An 18,277-nucleotide genomic window follows, 5' to 3' on the forward strand; every position below is an offset into this window, starting at 1 on the left:
CTTCTAGACGTATATACTTTGATAGTTTTAAAGGAGAAAAAATGATGAAATCCGATATGAACAAAGATACTCGAGCCAAAAAAGGACGCTCAAAGAAAAAACGCCTCCTTTGGTTCCTGCTTATTCCATTACTGATTATAGCACTTGGAGCAGGGGGCTATTCCTTCCATATATACAGTAAAGCAAAGTCTGTATTAAATAATGCTTATTCTGAACTGGGCCGCGGGGACAAATCCAGCAAACGTGAAAAAGCCGTGAAACCTATGACTGACAACATTTCCGTACTTATTATGGGTGTTGATGAAAGTGAGATTAGGGATAAGAATTACGGAAAAGCAACTCGCACGGATGCGCTATTACTTGCAACAATTAATAAAAACGACAAATCTGTTAAACTTGTCAGTATTCCACGTGACTCACGTGTCTTCATTAAATCACGTGATAAATACGATAAAATTACACACGCGCACGTATTCGGTGGTGTAGACAGCACGATTGATACCGTAGAGAACTTTTTAGATGTTCCAGTTGATTACTATGTAAAATTCAACTTTAAATCATTTATTAAAATTGTCGACTCCCTTGGTGGTATTACTGTCGATGTTCCGGTTGAGTTTACGGAACAAAATAGTAAAGACGAAGCAGATGCCATTCATCTGAAAAAAGGACGTCAACATTTAAATGGAGAAGAAGCATTAGCACTAGCTAGAACTCGTCATATCGACAGTGATTATATGCGCGGTCAACGACAACAACTTGTTTTAGAAGCCATTGCTCAAAAAGCATTATCGCTTAATTCCATTAATAAAATCGGTGGTCTACTAGACGCTGTTGATAAAGACTTAAAAACAAACTTAACTTTTGATGATATGATGACCATTGCCAAGAATTCAATGGATTCCAATTTAAAAATGGACAAAATGCAAGTAGAAGGTACTGATAAATATATAGACGGTATTTATTATTACGTTCCAAACGAAAAAAGCGTCAATAACATTTCGACAACACTACAAGAACATCTCGGTGTTACGAATAAAAATGAACATAAAAAATTATAATAAAAAGGCTGCTAGATCTTTCTAGACAGCCTTTTTATTATAATTTTCAACATATTTCTCGTGCATATTGTGACAAAAAGAGACAATTATTACAACAGTGTAACGTTTTTTATAAAAACATTACACACATAGTGGAAATAATAGTATACTAGTACGTACATAATGTTATTTTCATCATTTTTATACAAAAAATGTAATACATATATTTATACAAAAATTTCTGGGGGGAAATAAATGAAGCTAAGTAAAATACTGATTGGTTCTGCAATTACTGGAGGCATATTACTTTGTGTAGGCGGTGTTGGTGGATATAAATATGTATCCAAACTAAATAATCAATTAGATACTACTGCATTACCAAATACTACATTTGAAGGTATTTCTCTCGATGGAAAAAATAAAAAAGATATTCAAGCAATTATTAATCAAAAGGTAACTGAATTAGATCAAAAATCTCTTACGTACATATTCCAAAATGATAAACAAACGTACACATGGAAAGATTTAGGGATAAATTATAAAGAAAAAGATATTATCGACAAAATCTTTAAAGAACAAGAAGGAAATACAATGAATCGTTACAAAATGCGAAAGCAGGCTGAAAACGGTGAATTAAAACGTGATTATAAATTAACAGCTCAATTAAATACAACTGCTTATGAAAGCTTTATGAAAGATAAGTATAATGACACACTAAAAAATCCTGTTAATGCAGAATTAAATGTTGAAGGCTCTACAGTAAATATTAGTCAAAGTCAAAATGGAGAAAAAATTGATAAAGGAAAGTTAACTGATTTAACGAAACAGGCCATTACTTCTGGCACATCAGACGTTACGTTACCAGTTACACTCTTAAAACCTGAGCGTTCTACAGAAGATATACAGAAAATGGGGATTAAAGAAGTAATTGCTGAATATTCAACTCCAATGGCTGGTCGTAATGGAAACCAATCCTATAACGTAAATAAGTCAGCTAATACTTTAAGTGGAGTTATTGTCGCACCTGATGAAACGTTTAGTTTTAATGGCCGTGTCGGCGTAACGGATGCGGCACATGGTTATAAATCCGCAGCAGTATTTTCAGAAGGTAAAGTTATACAAAGTGCAGGTGGAGGTGTTTGCCAAGTTAGTAGTACTTTATATAGCGCCGCTTTAAGGGCAGATTTAGGAATTGTTTCTCGAAGCAATCATTCCATGCCTGTAAATTATTTACCACTTGGGCAAGATGCAGCAGTGGCAGATTATGGTCCGGATTTACAATTTAAAAACAATACAGGCAATCATATTTATATTCAAGCATTTTCAAATGGAGGTAGTATTACTACTCGTATTTTCGGCACAAATACTGGTAAAAATGTTGAAGTTTCTTCTCAAGTAATTAGTAGAGCTAATGATAAAATAACAGCGGTAACGTATAAAAAAGTAACACAAAACGGTGAAGTGATCTCAAATGGACAAATTTCAAAAAGCGTATATAAAAGCGCTCCAAAACAATGAGGTGCTAATAAAGTGAAACTTTAATCAGTGGGGGTTTTCTTCATCCCCCACTGATTATTAGTTGAACCAATCGGACTTTTATGGGCAGTTGATCCCCCACCTAACTTCTTTGCTTTCGCTGAATTTTGAGGTGGGGGTCTTACTGCCCATTAAAGCGGGATAAACAAGCAAATTTCCAAAAAGAAAAAGGCGTGATCTACTCACGCCTTTTTCTTTTGCAATAATAGTAAAAAAGCTTCAAGATGGTCTTTCGTTTCTTCTAACGACCACATACGATTCCCTTGCTTCGCAGCTAATACGCACGCCTCTTCCCAAGTATCCTTTTTCTTCATATATAATAATTCATCGCGTAATTTCAAAACAATCTCTTCATCTTCTTGCTCTATAAACTCTTCCATCACGCCTACTATTTCATCTTCATGAACACTTAACGTACAGTACGATTTAAGAAAGTATTGTAATGTCGTATACATATGTACTCCTCCTTCTTATTTATCAGATGGATAAGAAGTAATGATCTTATATCCTAAATCTCCTGACTTATCTCTCGCCAAAACAGTAACAGTTTTTACTAGCTTGTCTTTTACATTCATATTTTTCTTTATTACCGTTTTTCCAACCGGGAATGAATGAGTTGTATTTAATACGAGACGAGCCTCTTTAGAATTTTTTAACCAATCTTGAATTTCCTTATCATGCTGCTTCAAACTATCTTTTACAGCTTTCGTCGCTGTTTCCTTATCATAGTATGTACTTGCCGCTGATACTTTATCTGTCTTCAAGCGATTCTTCAAATCCTCTTCTGATTTCCCTACATGTCTTTCAATCGTATGACCATTTTTAGGTGGTCCTTCCATTTCATCTAAAATATTATCACTAATTTTTTCTACTGATGTCGATTGATTTCCTGTTTGTTTCTCTGTTTTTTGTTCTTTTCCTGCACATCCACTTAAGATCAGCATTAACGCCATTAAACCACTCAAGAAAAGACTACTTATTCGTTTCATCATATCACCTCTTCCATGATTATTATCGTAACTTCACTAAAAGTCAATTTCACATAGAAAAAACATATACATTTTTAAAATTCCACGTCTATTTTTCCATATTACCACCCTAATTTCATAAAACTACTATTTCGGCCCTCACCTGTAATATACCCCTATATTTTTTCAATTATTTCCCGAATCAAATCACCTCTTAAAACATCGAATAAACCTTTTAAACTCAAGGTTTATTCGATGTTTTTAAATCGTAAAAATATACCCCTGTTTTTATATACCCAATACCCTTATAAGGTATATATATGGTGTTTTATCAACATTTTCCTACATTATGTAAATTTGCACTTGCCTACACAATAGAAATATGGTGTAATGCAAAAAAAGATAAAGGATTTTAAACAATGGCTGAAACAATTCAAAACTTCTTAACAGACTATTATTCAATCGCAATTCCACTTAGTATCTTAATCAACATCATCATCAGTCTTTTAGGTTTTATCCCTAGTATTTTTTTAACCGCCATTAACATACAGCTCTTTGGCGTAGTAAACGGTACAATCATTTCGATCATAGGTGAGGCCTTAGGGGCTATTATCTCGTTTTATATTTATCGTCTAGGCCTTCAAAAGTTCACTCACGATAAAGTAAATAAGTATCCTAAGGTAGAACGCCTTCTTTACGTAGAAGGTAGAGAGGCCTTTCTACTCGTCCTATCTTTTCGTTTTATTCCATTTATTCCATCCAGTATCGTGACTTTATTTGCGGCTCTAGGCAAAATGTCATTACTATCCTTCAGTATTGCCAGTACAATAGGTAAAATACCGTCCTTATTGATTGAAGTATATTCTGCATACCATGTCATGAATGGTACAAATGAAGCGAAGTGGATTGTAACAATCGCGGGTTGTATCGGATTGTATTATTTGTGGAAAAAATGGAGAAAAAAATAAAGAAGGAGCCTATGCTCCTTCTTTATTTTTGAGATATTTTATTAATAGCTATCTCTTACAGCCTTAGTTTATACCAACAGCACTAAATGATTGCTTAACTGCTGCTACTTCAGCAGAATTTGCACCATATAAATCAGCTGCAGCTTGTACTGCACCAGCACGCGCTTGGCTAAATGTAGTAGATTGCGTGAAATATTGTGTGTTTGCACGGTAATAAATTGCACCTAGCTTATCTTTACCGATACCAGTTACAGTTACACCAGAATGCGTACCGCCATTTGCTAATAAGTAAGCTTGTTTATTAATAATACCACTGTTTGTATGAACCCCACCGTTATCACTTGAACCCGTGTAACGCTTAGAATAATGATCTGGATCACCATATTTCGTTGGATCACTCATAGAGCGAAGTGCATCTCCCGCTTTTCCAGGCGTGTAAATGTCTTCACCAATCTCCCAATCTGGATTACGATTATCATAGAATTCTACTAAAGTACCAAAGATATCAGAAATTGCTTCATTTAGCGCTCCTGATTCATTTTGATAAATTAAATTCGAGCTATTCTCCGTAACCGCATGCGTTAATTCGTGACCAATTACATCAATACCACCAGATAATGAAGTGAATGTTACACCATCACCATCTCCGTATACCATTTGTGAGCCGTTCCAGAATGCATTATTATACTTACTTCCATAATGCACAGTTGATTTTAACGGCGCTCCTGCATCATTAATAGAGTTTCTATTAAATGTAGCTTTATAATAATCATATGTTTTACCTGCATAGTAATGAGCATCTACTGCCGCTGCATCATACGCTGCATTGAAAACATTATCTGCATCTACCCATAATGTTCCTGGTAATGTTGAACGGTTTTTCGCATCATATGTGAAAATCGTTGCTCCGCGCGTATTGTCTTGTAAGTAGTAAGATGATCCAGATAATGTTGTATTAAGCGACTTCGTATCTCCTAATACACCTTTACCAGTTCCTACTTTATTTGTTCCTGTTACAGGCTTTACAACCGCTTTTGCATCCTGCTTAGGAGCCTCTTGTTTAACTGGAGACTTATCATCATTCGTCACATGATCGATTGTATTAAACTTATTTAACACTTTACCACTGTCTGCTTCAATGAAATAGTAGTAATTTCCTGGACTTGGATCTAAGAAGTTCAGGTTTACAACGTATGCATATGTTGTTTCTTCACCGTTTTGATATACATATAAGTCCGCTTTTGGTTCTACCTCATATTTCGGTGTTACACCTAAATCTTGCTGCGCGATTTCAATTGCCTTTGCGCCTTCAATCTTATTTTTATTTTTCAGCTTGTCCTTTTTGTCTAAATCAGGCGCAACTGTTCCAGACAATACTTTTAAAGAACCATCTTTACTTACGTGAGCTACTTGAGTAGACCCCCATACAGGTACTCCTTCGTAAACTTGTTGCAAACGTAATACTGTTGAATCAGTTACAGCATCTTTCTTCACTTGTTTCACTTTGAAAGAATCTTGCGCACTCTTTTCCCCTAACTTATAATCACCTTTTGCCGCGTTTAAATAATCAAACACAACAGATTCTGCTTTCTTACCAGTTGCCTCAGTTAAATCACCAGAAATAAACTCCGGCGACTGCACCGTCTCATTGTACTTCTTCGTAGAGAGCACATTTTTAGAATCCGCAAATGCAGAGCCTGTCCCTCCAAACGTTGTAACTGCCATTCCTGTCGCTAACACTAATGCTAAACTCTTCTTTTTCATATAACCTTCCCCCTAATAAAAAATTTTTGTGAAAAAGAGTAGCTTTATCGTAGCATTATGTTTCCACTATTAATATACTAAAAATTCAATTAATTATTTTCTCAAGTTTTGTAGATTTTTGGGGAACAAATATTGAAAAACCCCTTTCCGATTGGAAAGGGGTTTTTATTTAAGAATTTACCACTTCAACTACTTTTTCTCCTTGACCATAGATATCCGATGTCCAAGCATATTGTGGTTCCAATACCACTAATACAGCTACCAAAGCCAAAGCACCAATAATAATTTTCTTTTTCATACTATTTTCCTCCCTTTTCTTCTAATAAATTAATTGCTAATTTATAATAATTATTACTTTCCCTAAACTCTAATAATTCTTCGTGATATCCTGCTAGTTCTAAATACACCATCTTTAATTCCTTTTTATTCTCTTCGCCTCTAAAAAATGGGATTGCCTCAACTTCTAAAAACTTTTTATAAACATCTTTAGCTTCAAAGTGTTTATGCTTAAGCATTAAAAGTATATATAGCATACTTTTATACTTTTCATCCCTCTTCGCAATATCTATCCCTTTACCAATCCAATCTTTCGCTTCCTCAAATTCTTTTAATTCAATACACTGTAAAGCGATCTCATACACTGCATCAATATAATTTAAATCCTCTTCCTTCTTGTACTTTAAGCATTGCAAATAATAATCTTTAGCTTTTTCATAATCTTTTAAGTTATAGTACAAGAAACCTAAATTATTTAAAGCAATAGCTGTTATGCTTTCTTTATCGGCAAAAGAATTCGCTTCCCTCAAAATATTATTATAAATAGATAGTGCTTCATTATATTGTTTTTTTTGTATATAACTCAACGCAATAAGTAACTGGCAATTTATCACATAACGGAACTTATATTCATTCTTAAATCCTTCCATTGCTACATTAGCAAAATGTAAAGTCATATGTTCAACTTCCAATTCATTATAAACAAGAGCTAAATTGAAATATATCCCATTTTCATGATACCCTTGTTCCTTTGCCATTACTTCTGTTCGAGTCAAATACTCCAATGCCCTCTTATATCTATGTTGTAAAAAATAATATAATCCTTTACTATACGTATATAATAATTTTTGGAATGGTGAATACTTTTTGTACATCTTCTTTAAGCTCTCTAACTCTTCTTCGACAGCAGGAAAATTCCTCTTCATAATTAAATACCGCGTATAAAGTAACTTATAATAATTTATAATTTCAAAATCCAAAACATGCTTCATTTCACCTTGTAATTCTTCATATATGCGTTCTACTTGCTGCTTGTCCAAATGAACGAGTGCATTCAACCACTCATCCAGCTTCCCCTTCACATCTTCTTCTACATCTCTCAAATCCGTCACGGCAATTTCTAACCTTGTGCAGAGCAATTGTAGAATCTCTTCTGATGCTTCGATTTTTCCATTTTCGATCTTACTTAAGTATGAGACAGAACAAATGCCCTGACATAATTCTTCTTGTGTCATTTTTTGCTGTAGCCGTTTATAAAAGACTTGTTTGCCTATTTTTTCTAATGTTTGTTGCATTGTCCTCCTCCATTCTCATTACCCCCATTACTCTAATAATACATAAAATCTTGAGAAATATAAATTGATAAATGTTAATTTTCTAAAAAATATGCAATATTTCATTTTTTTCCCTCTTGACTATACTTTCATATCCATTCTTTGCTACGAACGATAAAAAATTGGTATACTATAACCAAATTATGGAGGTGTTTTCGCGATGACTTATTATAAAGACGATAGCTATGCCTTACATACAGATTTATATCAAATTAATATGGCTTATACATATTGGAAAGATGGTATTCACAATCGCCGCTCAGTGTTTGATTTATACTTTCGAAAGCTTCCATTCGAGAACGGTTATGCTGTTTTTGCTGGTCTTGAAAAGATTGTAGAGTACATAGAAAACTTCAGCTTTACCGAAAGCGATATCGCTTATTTAGCAGAATTACAATTTGAAGAAGAATTCCTTAAGTATTTACAAAATATGAAATTCACTGGGACCATTCGAAGTATGCAAGAAGGTGAAGTTGTATTTAATAACGAGCCTTTATTACGTGTTGATGCACCGCTCGGCGAAGCACAAATTATTGAAACTGCCCTGTTAAACATTGTGAATTACCAAACATTAATTGCAACAAAAGCTGCTCGTATGAAGCACGCTGCAAATAATGATGAACTTTTAGAGTTTGGCACAAGACGTGCTCACGAGTTTGACGCTGCTCTTTGGGGCACACGCGCTGCCTTTATTGGTGGTTTCTCATCTACGAGTAACGTTCGTGCTGGAAAACGATTCGGGATACCTGTATCCGGCACACACGCTCACTCTTTCGTTCAAGCGTATCGCGATGAATATGTCGCGTTTAAGAAATACGCTGAAACCCATAAAAAATGCGTCTTTCTCGTTGATACATACGACACTTTAAAATCAGGTGTTCCAAATGCGATTCGCGTCGCGAAAGAGTTCGGGGATCGTATCGATTTTTATGGCATTCGCCTTGATAGTGGTGATATGGCTTATTTATCTAAAAAAGCAAGAAAACTACTAGATGAAGCAGGGTTTATACATACAAAAATTATTGCTTCTAGCGATTTAGATGAATACACAATTATGCATTTGAAATCTCAAGGAGCAAAAATTGATGTATGGGGCGTTGGAACAAAATTGATTACATCCTTTGAGCAACCGGCATTAGGGGCTGTTTATAAACTAGTTGCGATTGAAGATACGGATGGAAAGTTAAATGATACAATTAAAATTTCATCTAACCCTGAAAAAATTACGACTCCAGGACTGAAACGAATTTATCGCATTATCAATCGAGTTAATGATCATGCCGAAGGCGATTATATTGCATTAGATTCTGAAGAACCTGGAAAAGAAGAACGCTTAAAAATGTTTCACCCTGTTCACACGTATATAAGTAAATTTGTAACAAACTTTGAAGCTCGCGAACTGCATAAAGACATTTTCGTTAACGGCGAAAGAACATATGAACTACCAGGTATATTAGATATTCAAAAATATAATGAACAGAGTCTCGCGCTATTTTGGGAAGAGTATATGCGAACTTTAAATCCCGAAGAGTACCCTGTCGATTTAAGTCAAGACTGTTGGGATCATAAAATGAATTACATTCAAACTGTTCGAGAACAAGTTGAAAAAAATATACAAAGATAAAACAGAGAAGCTTCTCCTTCTCTGTTTTTTCAATACGATATGTATCTTCGCGAAAAATATATTAAAATAATAAGACAAATATTTTTATTTTTAAATTTTAATATTACGTTATTTATTTCTAAAATAATATTTGCTATTATTTTATTGAGTCAATTTCAACAAAATAACCTAAAAAAGAGGACGCAGGTTGCGTCCTCTTTTTTAGAAATCTTTCACTCGTAGTACACGCATTGCATTTAACACTGCAAGTAGTGTCACACCAACATCTGAGAAAACAGCTTCCCACATTGTTGCGATACCGAAAGCACCAAGTAATAAAACTAATCCTTTTACCCCTAATGCAAAGATGATATTCTGCCATACAATGCGTCGTGTACGTTTTGCGATGTTTAAGGCTGTTGCAATTTTTGAAGGCTCATCAGTCATAATAACGATGTCTGCCGCCTCAATCGCTGCATCTGATCCTAAACCACCCATCGCAATACCAACATCTGCTCTTGCTAATACCGGTGTGTCATTAATGCCATCACCAACGAAAGCAACTTTTTCTTTTCCGTTCTTCGCCGCATCAATTTTTTCAATCTCTTCTACTTTTTGTTGCGGTAATAATTCTGCGTGAACTTCATCTAAACCTAATTCCTTACCGACAGCTTCACCAACTGCTTTTGCATCACCAGTTAACATGACTGTCTTCTTAATACCTAGTTCTTTTAATTTTTGAATTGCTTGTTTTGAATCTTCTTTTACCTCATCAGAGATAACGATATAACCTGCATATTCTCCATCTACAGCAACGTGAACTAATGTACCTACCGTTTCTGGTTGCTTAAATGTAATGTTTTCTTTTCTCATTAATTTAGCATTACCTGCAAAAATTTCTTTTCCTTGTACTTTTACGACTGTACCGTGACCAGAAATTTCGTTATAATCATCAATTATTTTTTCATCAATTGATTTTCCATATGCCTTTCGAATCGATTGTGCAATTGGATGATTAGAATACACTTCAGCAAATGCTGCATACTCTAATAATTCTTCATTTTTAATGCCTTCGCTTGGTTCCATTTTTGTAACTTTGAAGACACCTTTTGTTAATGTTCCCGTTTTATCAAAAACAATATATTTCACATCATTTAAAGCTTCTAAATAGTTACTTCCTTTTATTAACACACCACTTTTAGATGCACCACCAATTCCTCCAAAGAATCCAAGAGGAATAGATACAACTAACGCACATGGACAAGAGATTACTAAGAACACTAAAGCTCTATAAATCCATTCTGAGAATGTAGCTCCTTCTAAAATAAGTGGTGGAATAAACGCCATGATCGCTGCTGTAATAACTACAACTGGAGTATAGTAACGCGCGAACTTCGTAATAAAGTTTTCTGTTGGCGCTTTTTTACTGCTTGCATTTTGAACTAAATCTAAAATTTTTGATACAGTTGATTCACCAAATTCTTTTGTAACTTCAATTGTTAATACACCATTTTGGTTCACAAAACCACTTAATACGTCATTTCCAACTTCAACTTCACGTGGTACAGATTCACCAGTCAATGCTGAAGTATCTACCATTGATGTTCCTTCAACTACTTTTCCGTCTAATGGTACTTTCTCACCAGGCTTCACGATAATATAATCACCGATTTGTACATCTTCTGGTGATACTTGTTTCGTTTCATTTCCAACCTTCACATTCGCATAATCAGGACGGATATCCATTAATGAAGTAATTGATTTTCGGGAGCGATTGACCGCAATACTTTGGAATAGTTCCCCTACTTGATAGAATAGCATTACCGCAACAGCTTCTGAATATTGTTGAATCGCAAAAGCTCCTAGTGTTGCAATTGCCATTAAGAAGTTCTCATCGAACACTTGGCCGCGAGTTATGTTCCTTACCGCTCTCCAAACGATATCTCCACCTATTAATAAATATGCTAAGACGAATAACGGAATCGTTATCATTTGTGGTAAGCCAGCTAATGCAGCAATTGCTGTCAAAATTCCGCCGACCACTAATCGTCCTACCATCTTTTTCACATTTGCTTCACCATGGTCGTGACTATGTCCGTGGTCATGACCACCTTTTTCTTCACGAACAACTTTCACATCTGGTTCTAACTTTTGAACAACATTCGTTATATTTGCTACAGTCGCTTCTAATTCTCTTTTATTCGCTACTTCAACTCTTAATTTCTTTGATACGAAATCAACAGTTGCTTCTGAAACGGCCGGCATTTCTTTCACTTTATTTTCAATTTTCATCGCACAGTTTGCACAATCTAAACCTTCTAATATAAACACTTCTTTTGCTACTTTTGTGTTTTTTTCTTCTTGTACTTTAATATGCGGTTCTAATTTTGTAACGAGTTGTTTTGCTTCTGTAACAACTTCGCTTTCTTTATTTTGTGCTGTTTCTAAAACCATTGTTTTTGTCGCGAAATTTACAGAGCAAGAATTTACTCCTTCTATATTCCCAACGCCTTTTTCAATTTTCATTGCACAGTTCGCACAATCTAAACCTTCTAACACCAGTTTCTTTTTCACTAATGCTTCAGCCATCGTTCTCCCACCTCGCGTTCTTTTTTATTCTTCCTCGTTTACGTGTTCAAACGCTTGCTCGAAGATATGAATTACGTGCTGGTCAGCTAACGAATAATAAACGACCTTGCCTTCTTTACGATTCTTTACAAGTTTCGCTTGCTTTAACACACGAAGCTGATGTGAAATAGATGATTGTGTCATTCCTAATAAATACGCTAAATCACAAACACACATTTCAGCTTCAAATAACGCATGTAATATTCTCGTACGTGTACGATCACCTAATACTTTAAATAATTCTGCTACTTTACTTAAACTTTCATCAGTTGGAATTGTTTGTTTTACTTGATCAACAACTTCTTCATGAATTATCGTTTGAGAACATGTCTCTTGTGGTGTTTCTACTTTATTTCCAGCCATTATAGCTCACCTCTTCATTTGAACATATGAACAATCATTCATATATCTTATACTCTTATTATATGAGCGCCTATTCATATGTGTCAATGAAATCTCATACATTTTTTTGAACATTTCGTTCACATTTAAAAAAGATCTACCCATATTTTCCGCATCCATTACATTCTCATACAAGAAAAGATGTATATTTTGCACAAAAGAAAAAGCCTTGCGCGTTCCCTAGACGCACAAGGCTTACCTATACTTATATCCCTTTTAATTAGCTGTTAATTAGCTTGTTCTAAATTATCCTGCGAACTTCCATCGTCTTTTAAATGACTATGTTTTTTCGAATAAACAAAGTATACAACCACTCCGATTGCTAACCAAACACCGAAGTATATCCATGTTTTTAATGGTAAATTTACCATTAAGAATAGACAACATGCAACTGAAATAATCGGTAAGATCGGTACAAGTGGTACCATAAATCCACGTTGTAATTTCGGATGCGTTTTACGAAGAATGATAACAGTTACACCAACCATGGCGAATGTTAATAACGCTCCAATATTCGCTAAATTCGACAATTCTTTTAAATCGATAAATCCAGCAATTAAAGCACTACCAATTCCTGTTAACCAAACTGAAAATGTTGGCGCTTCAGTCTTCTTGTTAATTTTCGCGAAAGATTTTGGTAATAAACCGTCACGGCTCATTGCGAAGAATACACGAGTTGTTGCATAAATGTAAGCGAAAATTACAGCCATAATACCGATTACAGCTCCAATAGCAATTACACCAGCCACTTTATCTTGTCCTACAACTTCTAACACATATGCCATAGCTTCAGGTACATCTAATTCCTTATAAGAAACCATACCTGTCATAACGAGACAAACTACAACATAAATGATTGTACAAATCACTAACGAAGCAATAATACCAATCGGTAGATCACGTTGCGGATTTTTCACTTCTTCAGCAGAAGTTGCTAATGCATCAAATCCTAAGAAAGCAAAGAATACTGCTGCTCCTCCGGCAAAGACTCCACTTAAGCCGTACGGTGCAAATGGTATCCAGTTTTCTGGTTTCACGTAAAATACACCAACTGCAATGAATAAAACAACAATACCAATTTTAATTAATACCATTATGTTATTCACACGCTTACTTTCTTTCGTACCTCGTGATAGTAACCAAGTTATCACCAACGTAACGATAACTGCCGGTAAGTTCACCATACCACCCTGTGCCGGAATCGTTAACAATGCTTTAGGAATTTCAAGTCCTAATCCACTCACTAGGTTATGGAAATAACCCGTCCATCCTCCGGCTACTGCAGCAGTCGTTACGACATATACGGATAGCAGTGTCCATCCCATTAAGTGGGCAACAAATTCACCAATTGTTGCATACGAATATGTGTACACACTACCTGAAACTGGAAGTGTAGATGCAACTTCTGCATAACATAATGCTGCAAATCCACAAACAATTGCTGCAATCATAAATGAAAAAATAACTGCTGGACCAGCATCTCTTGCTGCTACTAATCCTGTTAATACTAGAACTCCTGTACCGATTATCGCACCAATCCCTAGCATTGTTAGGTCGAATGCCCCTAGCGTTTTCGTTAAAGTTTTACTTTTACTTTCCCCTAACAATTGCGTAACGGATTTCTTTTTAAATAGGTTGGCCACGATGTATGCCCCCTTTTGCCAAGAAGAGCTAAGAGATCTTCACTCTTAGCTCTTCTCATGTTGTTTTATATATTGTTCGATTTTGTTTTGTATAATGCTTCTATTAGCAAGATACTGTTTCTGCTTCTAATAATTCTTTAGCACCTTTGTATTCTACACCGTGAGCTTCTGCAACTGCTTCGAATGTTACATAACCATCTAATGTGTTAATACCTTTTAGTAATGCAGAGTTGCCTAAGCAAGCTTCTTTATAGCCTTTGTTAGCAATTTGTACTGCATATGGTACTGTTACGTTTGTTAATGCAAGAGTTGATGTACGTGGAACCGCACCTGGCATGTTTGCAACTGCATAATGAACAACGCCGTGTTTTTCGTAAGTTGGGTTATCATGAGTTGTAATACGGTCAGTTGTTTCGAAAATACCACCTTGGTCAATCGCGATATCTACAACAACAGAACCTGGTTCCATTGATTTAATCATTTCTTCTGTTACAAGTTTTGGCGCTTTTGCACCTGGAATTAATACTGCACCGATTACAAGATCAGACTCTTTTACAGCTTCTGCAATATTGTAAGGATTAGACATTAAAGTTTTTACTTGGTTTCCGAAAATGTCATCTAATTGACGAAGACGTTCTGCACTTAAGTCGATGATTGTTACATCCGCACCTAGTCCAACTGCAATTTTAGCAGCATTTGTACCCGCTTGTCCACCACCGATGATTGTTACTTTACCACGTTTAACCCCTGGAACACCTGCAAGTAAGATACCTTTACCGCCTTTGTTTTTCTCAAGGAATTGTGCACCAATTTGTGCAGCCATACGACCAGCTACTTCACTCATAGGTGCAAGTAATGGTAGAGAACGGTTTTCTAATTGTACTGTTTCATATGCAATAGAAACAACTTTCTTTTCGATTAATGCTTTTGTTAATTCTGGTTCTGGAGCTAAGTGTAAGTATGTGAATAAGATTAAACCTTCACTGAAGTGTTTGTATTCGCTTTCAACTGGTTCCTTAACTTTCATAACCATTTCCATGTTCCAAGCTTCTTCAGCTGTATCAACAATTTTTGCTCCCGCTTCAACATACTGAGCATCTGTGAAACCAGATCCTAAACCTGCACCCTTTTGAATGAATACTTCGTGATTGTTACGAATTAAATGTACAACACCTGCTGGTGTCATTGCCACACGGTTTTCGTTGTTTTTAATTTCTGCTGGTACCCCAATACGCATAATGAAATGCCCCCTTATAATTAACAGAAAAAAGAGATTCTTTTTTCTTTTTGTAATAATTAATAACTTATGTCCTTATTCTAGCATAACTTAAAAATTATGAAAACGCTAACATACCATTTTTTTAAAGTTTATATATTTAGAATAGTGTAAATATATGGAACATTGATTCTATTAGCCTCTTCATTCCATTTCATTATCTATCACTCTATTCTCATTATACTCCTTAAAAATAAGTAGCAATCATTTATTATTCGACAATAATGTAACAATGTAAAAAAACCCAATGATGCCGTATACATATACAATTATTAATTTACACAATACTTTAGGGATATATTCTTTTCATAAAAAAACAGCTGCGGGCATCTAGCCAGCAGCTGGGTAACTTATAAATAACTTGGAAAATAAATCATCTGTTGTTTCACTAATTTTATCAAACAGATCACTTTCTTCCGCTTCTTGTTCTTTTAGCATCTTAATTGTTTCACGTGCATCTTCAGGATAATCGGTAATGATACCATCTACGTTTAGCTTATAATATCCCTTTAAACTTTCCATATCATTTACTGTCCATACGTAAATTGGCTTATTTAACTTCCTTGCTTCTTTTACTAACTTCTTATTTAACATATATTCTTCCGCTACATAAAAATCTGCTTTCACATTCTTTAAGTTAGCTCTACTTGCATACAGTATATATCCGACTTTTATATCTGGATTTGCACGCTTAAACTCTTTAATAAGCGGGTAATGTAACGTTTGAATGACACATTGCTTCTCAAATTCATTATCTTTAATCGCTTTTAATACTTTGTTTACGAAATCTTTTTCGCCACCATGAAGCTTCACTTCAATATTAAGCTTGATTTTCCCTTTTGCCAGCTTAATGATTTCATCAAGGGTACTGATTTGTCCTGAAAATCCATCTTGACTAAGGGTAAGCTGTCTTAACTCGTCCATCGTTAAATCTGACACATGAACATTAGCATTAGCAAGACGTTTTAGCTTCAAGTCATGTATAACTGCTAGTTCACCGTCTTTCGTTTGCAGTACATCAATTTCAGCATAATCTGCTTTCGCATCAATAGCACCCTGCACAGCTTCTTTCGTATTCTCTACACCTTTTGAAATATAACCACGATGAGCCATAATAATTGGTTCTTTATATGTGTTTGTAATAAAGGTCACAATGAAGGCAACAACCATTCCGGCAGTAATAATTCCTACAATATATACGCCAATAAATTTCCAACGATGTTTTTGGAAGAAACATTTATCTGCTTTCGTTTTCGAATAATCTAATCCTTCTTCTAATAAAACATCTTCAACCGGAACCTTTTGTAAATACAATCTTGTTAATGCCATAATGTAAAACGGCGTCATAATAAAGCTAAATAGATACAATGTACTTGTTAAGAAGACTGAAATAGTTGACTCTGCTAGCAGCGCAAATGTCCCTTCTGGGTTTGTAAATTCATATACTCCCCACAGACAAAGTAAATAAATTCCTACACATAAAAGAAAGATGATTCCTACAGATATGAAAAAACCTACTAAAAAGAACAATACTTTAAAGAAACTTTCTTTTACTAAGTTTGCGCTTTTGCGTGCTGCCGTGCGGAACGGCTTTTCCTCTAAAACAATAATAGGTAAAACAAAAATCCAACGAAGATTTAAATAGGCAACTACAGCAAAGAAAGTATAATACCCAACTTGCCCCATTGTTGTCTTAAATAGTTCACCTGTAATAAAATTAGGAATTTGAATTTCAGGAATCAATGCAGATTTATATCCCATACTTAATAGTGGTAATAGTACAACTGCATACAAAACAAATCCAGGTAAGCAATATGTAAATAGGGAAGGTAAATACGTTACTGTTTTATACAAAATTGGACGTAATCTCACCTTTTGCCTTTTATGAGCGAAGTACGAAATGATAATAAGTACTGCAAACTCTGTAAAGATAAGAAACAATGCCAATATAGATAAAATTACAATCGCCAAAATCCCGTATGGTGTTTTCAAAAATGCTAATAACTCATCATTTGTTGCATTTGCATACCCACCAAAGTACAACAACTTATTGAAAATAATACCGAAAAGTGGGATAAACACAATCGCTGCTAACAATTTATAAGCAAGTTGGAATGTTAACACATTCCAAAAAGCAAATCTAACAGTTTGAAAGGAATGTCTCATTACTCCTGGTATAGATAGTCTTTTACGGTGTTGCATATATTCCTCCACATTCTAAAACGATATTTGAGATGGATTCCATATTTCCATTTCTAATCCATCTTTTTAATAATAATATATTCCGCCTAACATGAACACTCTTATACATAAAATGAAAAAAGTGATGGCTACTTCCCATCACTTTTTTCATTTACTCTATTTTTTCTCTAGCCCTTGCCCAAATGCTTTCAAGAAGCTAAAACCGAATGTAATGGCTCTATTGATATCTGGATCTTTTAACACTTTAAAGAAATCCATCACTTTTGTTTTTTTACCATTATTTAATTCATCTGTTGCAAATTGCAATCCAGTAACTAAACTCGATGTGATTTGCTTCGTTACTTCTGGGTCAACTGCGGATAACGCTTCCCCCGCCCCCATCATATTGTTGAGTGCATTTTTAACTGGTTCACGATTTAATTGCTCCACAGCAATTTTTGAAACATCTTCCTTCGCAGCAAGTAAACTAATCGCCGCATCTAATATCCCAGCCTTCTGCAACTGTGCTAAAAGCTGCATCGTTTCCTCTACTGCTTCGCGATTATTAGATAGCTCATTTAGAAGTTCATCTGCTACTTGCTGTTTCTGTTCTTCCTCTGTTACAACTTTCTTTTTAATTAACGTAATTTCTTTCGCCACT

At 34.9% G+C, this 18,277-nt stretch carries 15 protein-coding genes; 4 read left to right on the plus strand and 11 right to left on the minus strand.

All coding sequences use genetic code 11. The features are described 5' to 3' along the window. Nucleotides 1-41 precede the first annotated feature (41 nt). Nucleotides 42-1,058, plus strand: a complete 1,017-nt coding sequence (locus MR115_RS20755) for an LCP family protein (protein ID WP_063261606.1) — start codon at nt 42-44, stop codon at nt 1,056-1,058. 234 nt (nt 1,059-1,292) lie between these two features. After that, entirely contained in the window at nt 1,293-2,555 is a 1,263-nt protein-coding gene (locus tag MR115_RS20760) for a VanW family protein (protein WP_242242619.1), read from the plus strand. Between the two features lie 200 nt (nt 2,556-2,755). Here the strand turns inward: MR115_RS20760 and MR115_RS20765 are convergent, their stop codons facing one another. Beyond that, nucleotides 2,756-3,028, minus strand: a complete 273-nt coding sequence (locus MR115_RS20765; protein WP_048541658.1) for a hypothetical protein — start codon at nt 3,026-3,028, stop codon at nt 2,756-2,758. Nucleotides 3,029-3,043: 15 nt separating this feature from the next. Beyond that, nucleotides 3,044-3,562 carry an RNase A-like domain-containing lipoprotein gene (locus MR115_RS20770; protein WP_142332110.1) on the minus strand — a complete coding sequence of 173 codons (519 nt, stop codon included), beginning with the start codon at nt 3,560-3,562 and terminating at the stop codon, nt 3,044-3,046. Between the two features lie 398 nt (nt 3,563-3,960). Here MR115_RS20770 and MR115_RS20775 point away from each other — a divergent pair, with 398 nt between their 5' ends. Next, nucleotides 3,961-4,509: a TVP38/TMEM64 family protein gene (locus MR115_RS20775; protein ID WP_061676971.1), complete on the plus strand. Its 549-nt coding sequence runs from the start codon at nt 3,961-3,963 to the stop codon at nt 4,507-4,509. A gap of 63 nt (nt 4,510-4,572) precedes the next feature. Here the strand turns inward: MR115_RS20775 and MR115_RS20780 are convergent, their stop codons facing one another. From MR115_RS20780 to MR115_RS20790, 3 genes are all read right to left on the minus strand, one after another. After that, the gene (locus tag MR115_RS20780) at nt 4,573-6,273 is read right to left on the minus strand and encodes a M4 family metallopeptidase (RefSeq protein ID WP_242242620.1); all 1,701 of its coding nucleotides are present in this window, start codon (nt 6,271-6,273) and stop codon (nt 4,573-4,575) included. Nucleotides 6,274-6,442: 169 nt separating this feature from the next. Then, a complete protein-coding gene (locus MR115_RS20785; protein ID WP_016089358.1) occupies nt 6,443-6,571 on the minus strand; it encodes an NprX family peptide pheromone in 129 nt (42 codons plus the stop codon). Between the two features lies 1 nt (nt 6,572). Next, complete coding sequence (locus MR115_RS20790) at nt 6,573-7,844, minus strand: tetratricopeptide repeat protein (protein WP_242242621.1); 1,272 nt, start codon at nt 7,842-7,844, stop codon at nt 6,573-6,575. Between the two features lie 199 nt (nt 7,845-8,043). On the opposite strand from MR115_RS20790, the gene MR115_RS20795 reads away from it, so the two are divergent. Then, entirely contained in the window at nt 8,044-9,507 is a 1,464-nt protein-coding gene (locus MR115_RS20795; RefSeq protein ID WP_242242622.1) for a nicotinate phosphoribosyltransferase, read from the plus strand. A 201-nt stretch (nt 9,508-9,708) separates the two neighbouring features. On the opposite strand, the gene MR115_RS20800 is transcribed toward MR115_RS20795, so the two are convergent. The 6 genes from MR115_RS20800 to MR115_RS20825 all read right to left on the minus strand — a co-directional run bounded on the left by MR115_RS20800 (nt 9,709) and on the right by MR115_RS20825 (nt 18,276). After that, nucleotides 9,709-12,075, minus strand: a complete 2,367-nt coding sequence (locus MR115_RS20800; protein WP_242242623.1) for a heavy metal translocating P-type ATPase — start codon at nt 12,073-12,075, stop codon at nt 9,709-9,711. Between the two features lie 24 nt (nt 12,076-12,099). After that, nucleotides 12,100-12,477, minus strand: coding sequence for an ArsR/SmtB family transcription factor (locus MR115_RS20805; RefSeq protein ID WP_000918377.1), 378 nt, complete (start codon nt 12,475-12,477; stop codon nt 12,100-12,102). Between the two features lie 266 nt (nt 12,478-12,743). Next, nucleotides 12,744-14,159: an amino acid permease gene (locus MR115_RS20810; protein ID WP_001284886.1), complete on the minus strand. Its 1,416-nt coding sequence runs from the start codon at nt 14,157-14,159 to the stop codon at nt 12,744-12,746. Between the two features lie 103 nt (nt 14,160-14,262). Further along, nucleotides 14,263-15,396 carry an alanine dehydrogenase gene (ald, locus tag MR115_RS20815; RefSeq protein ID WP_001219751.1) on the minus strand — a complete coding sequence of 378 codons (1,134 nt, stop codon included), beginning with the start codon at nt 15,394-15,396 and terminating at the stop codon, nt 14,263-14,265. Nucleotides 15,397-15,765: 369 nt separating this feature from the next. Then, on the minus strand, nt 15,766-17,637 hold the full coding sequence (locus tag MR115_RS20820) for a glycerophosphoryl diester phosphodiesterase membrane domain-containing protein (RefSeq protein WP_242242624.1): 1,872 nt from the start codon (nt 17,635-17,637) through the stop codon (nt 15,766-15,768). Between the two features lie 156 nt (nt 17,638-17,793). Then, a complete protein-coding gene (locus MR115_RS20825) occupies nt 17,794-18,276 on the minus strand; it encodes a helical membrane plugin domain-containing protein (RefSeq protein WP_071720958.1) in 483 nt (160 codons plus the stop codon). Nucleotide 18,277: the final 1 nt, after the last annotated feature.

The organism is Bacillus cereus group sp. BfR-BA-01309, assembly GCF_022664315.1.
In the GTDB taxonomy this organism is placed as follows: Bacteria; Bacillota; Bacilli; order Bacillales; family Bacillaceae_G; genus Bacillus_A; species Bacillus_A mobilis.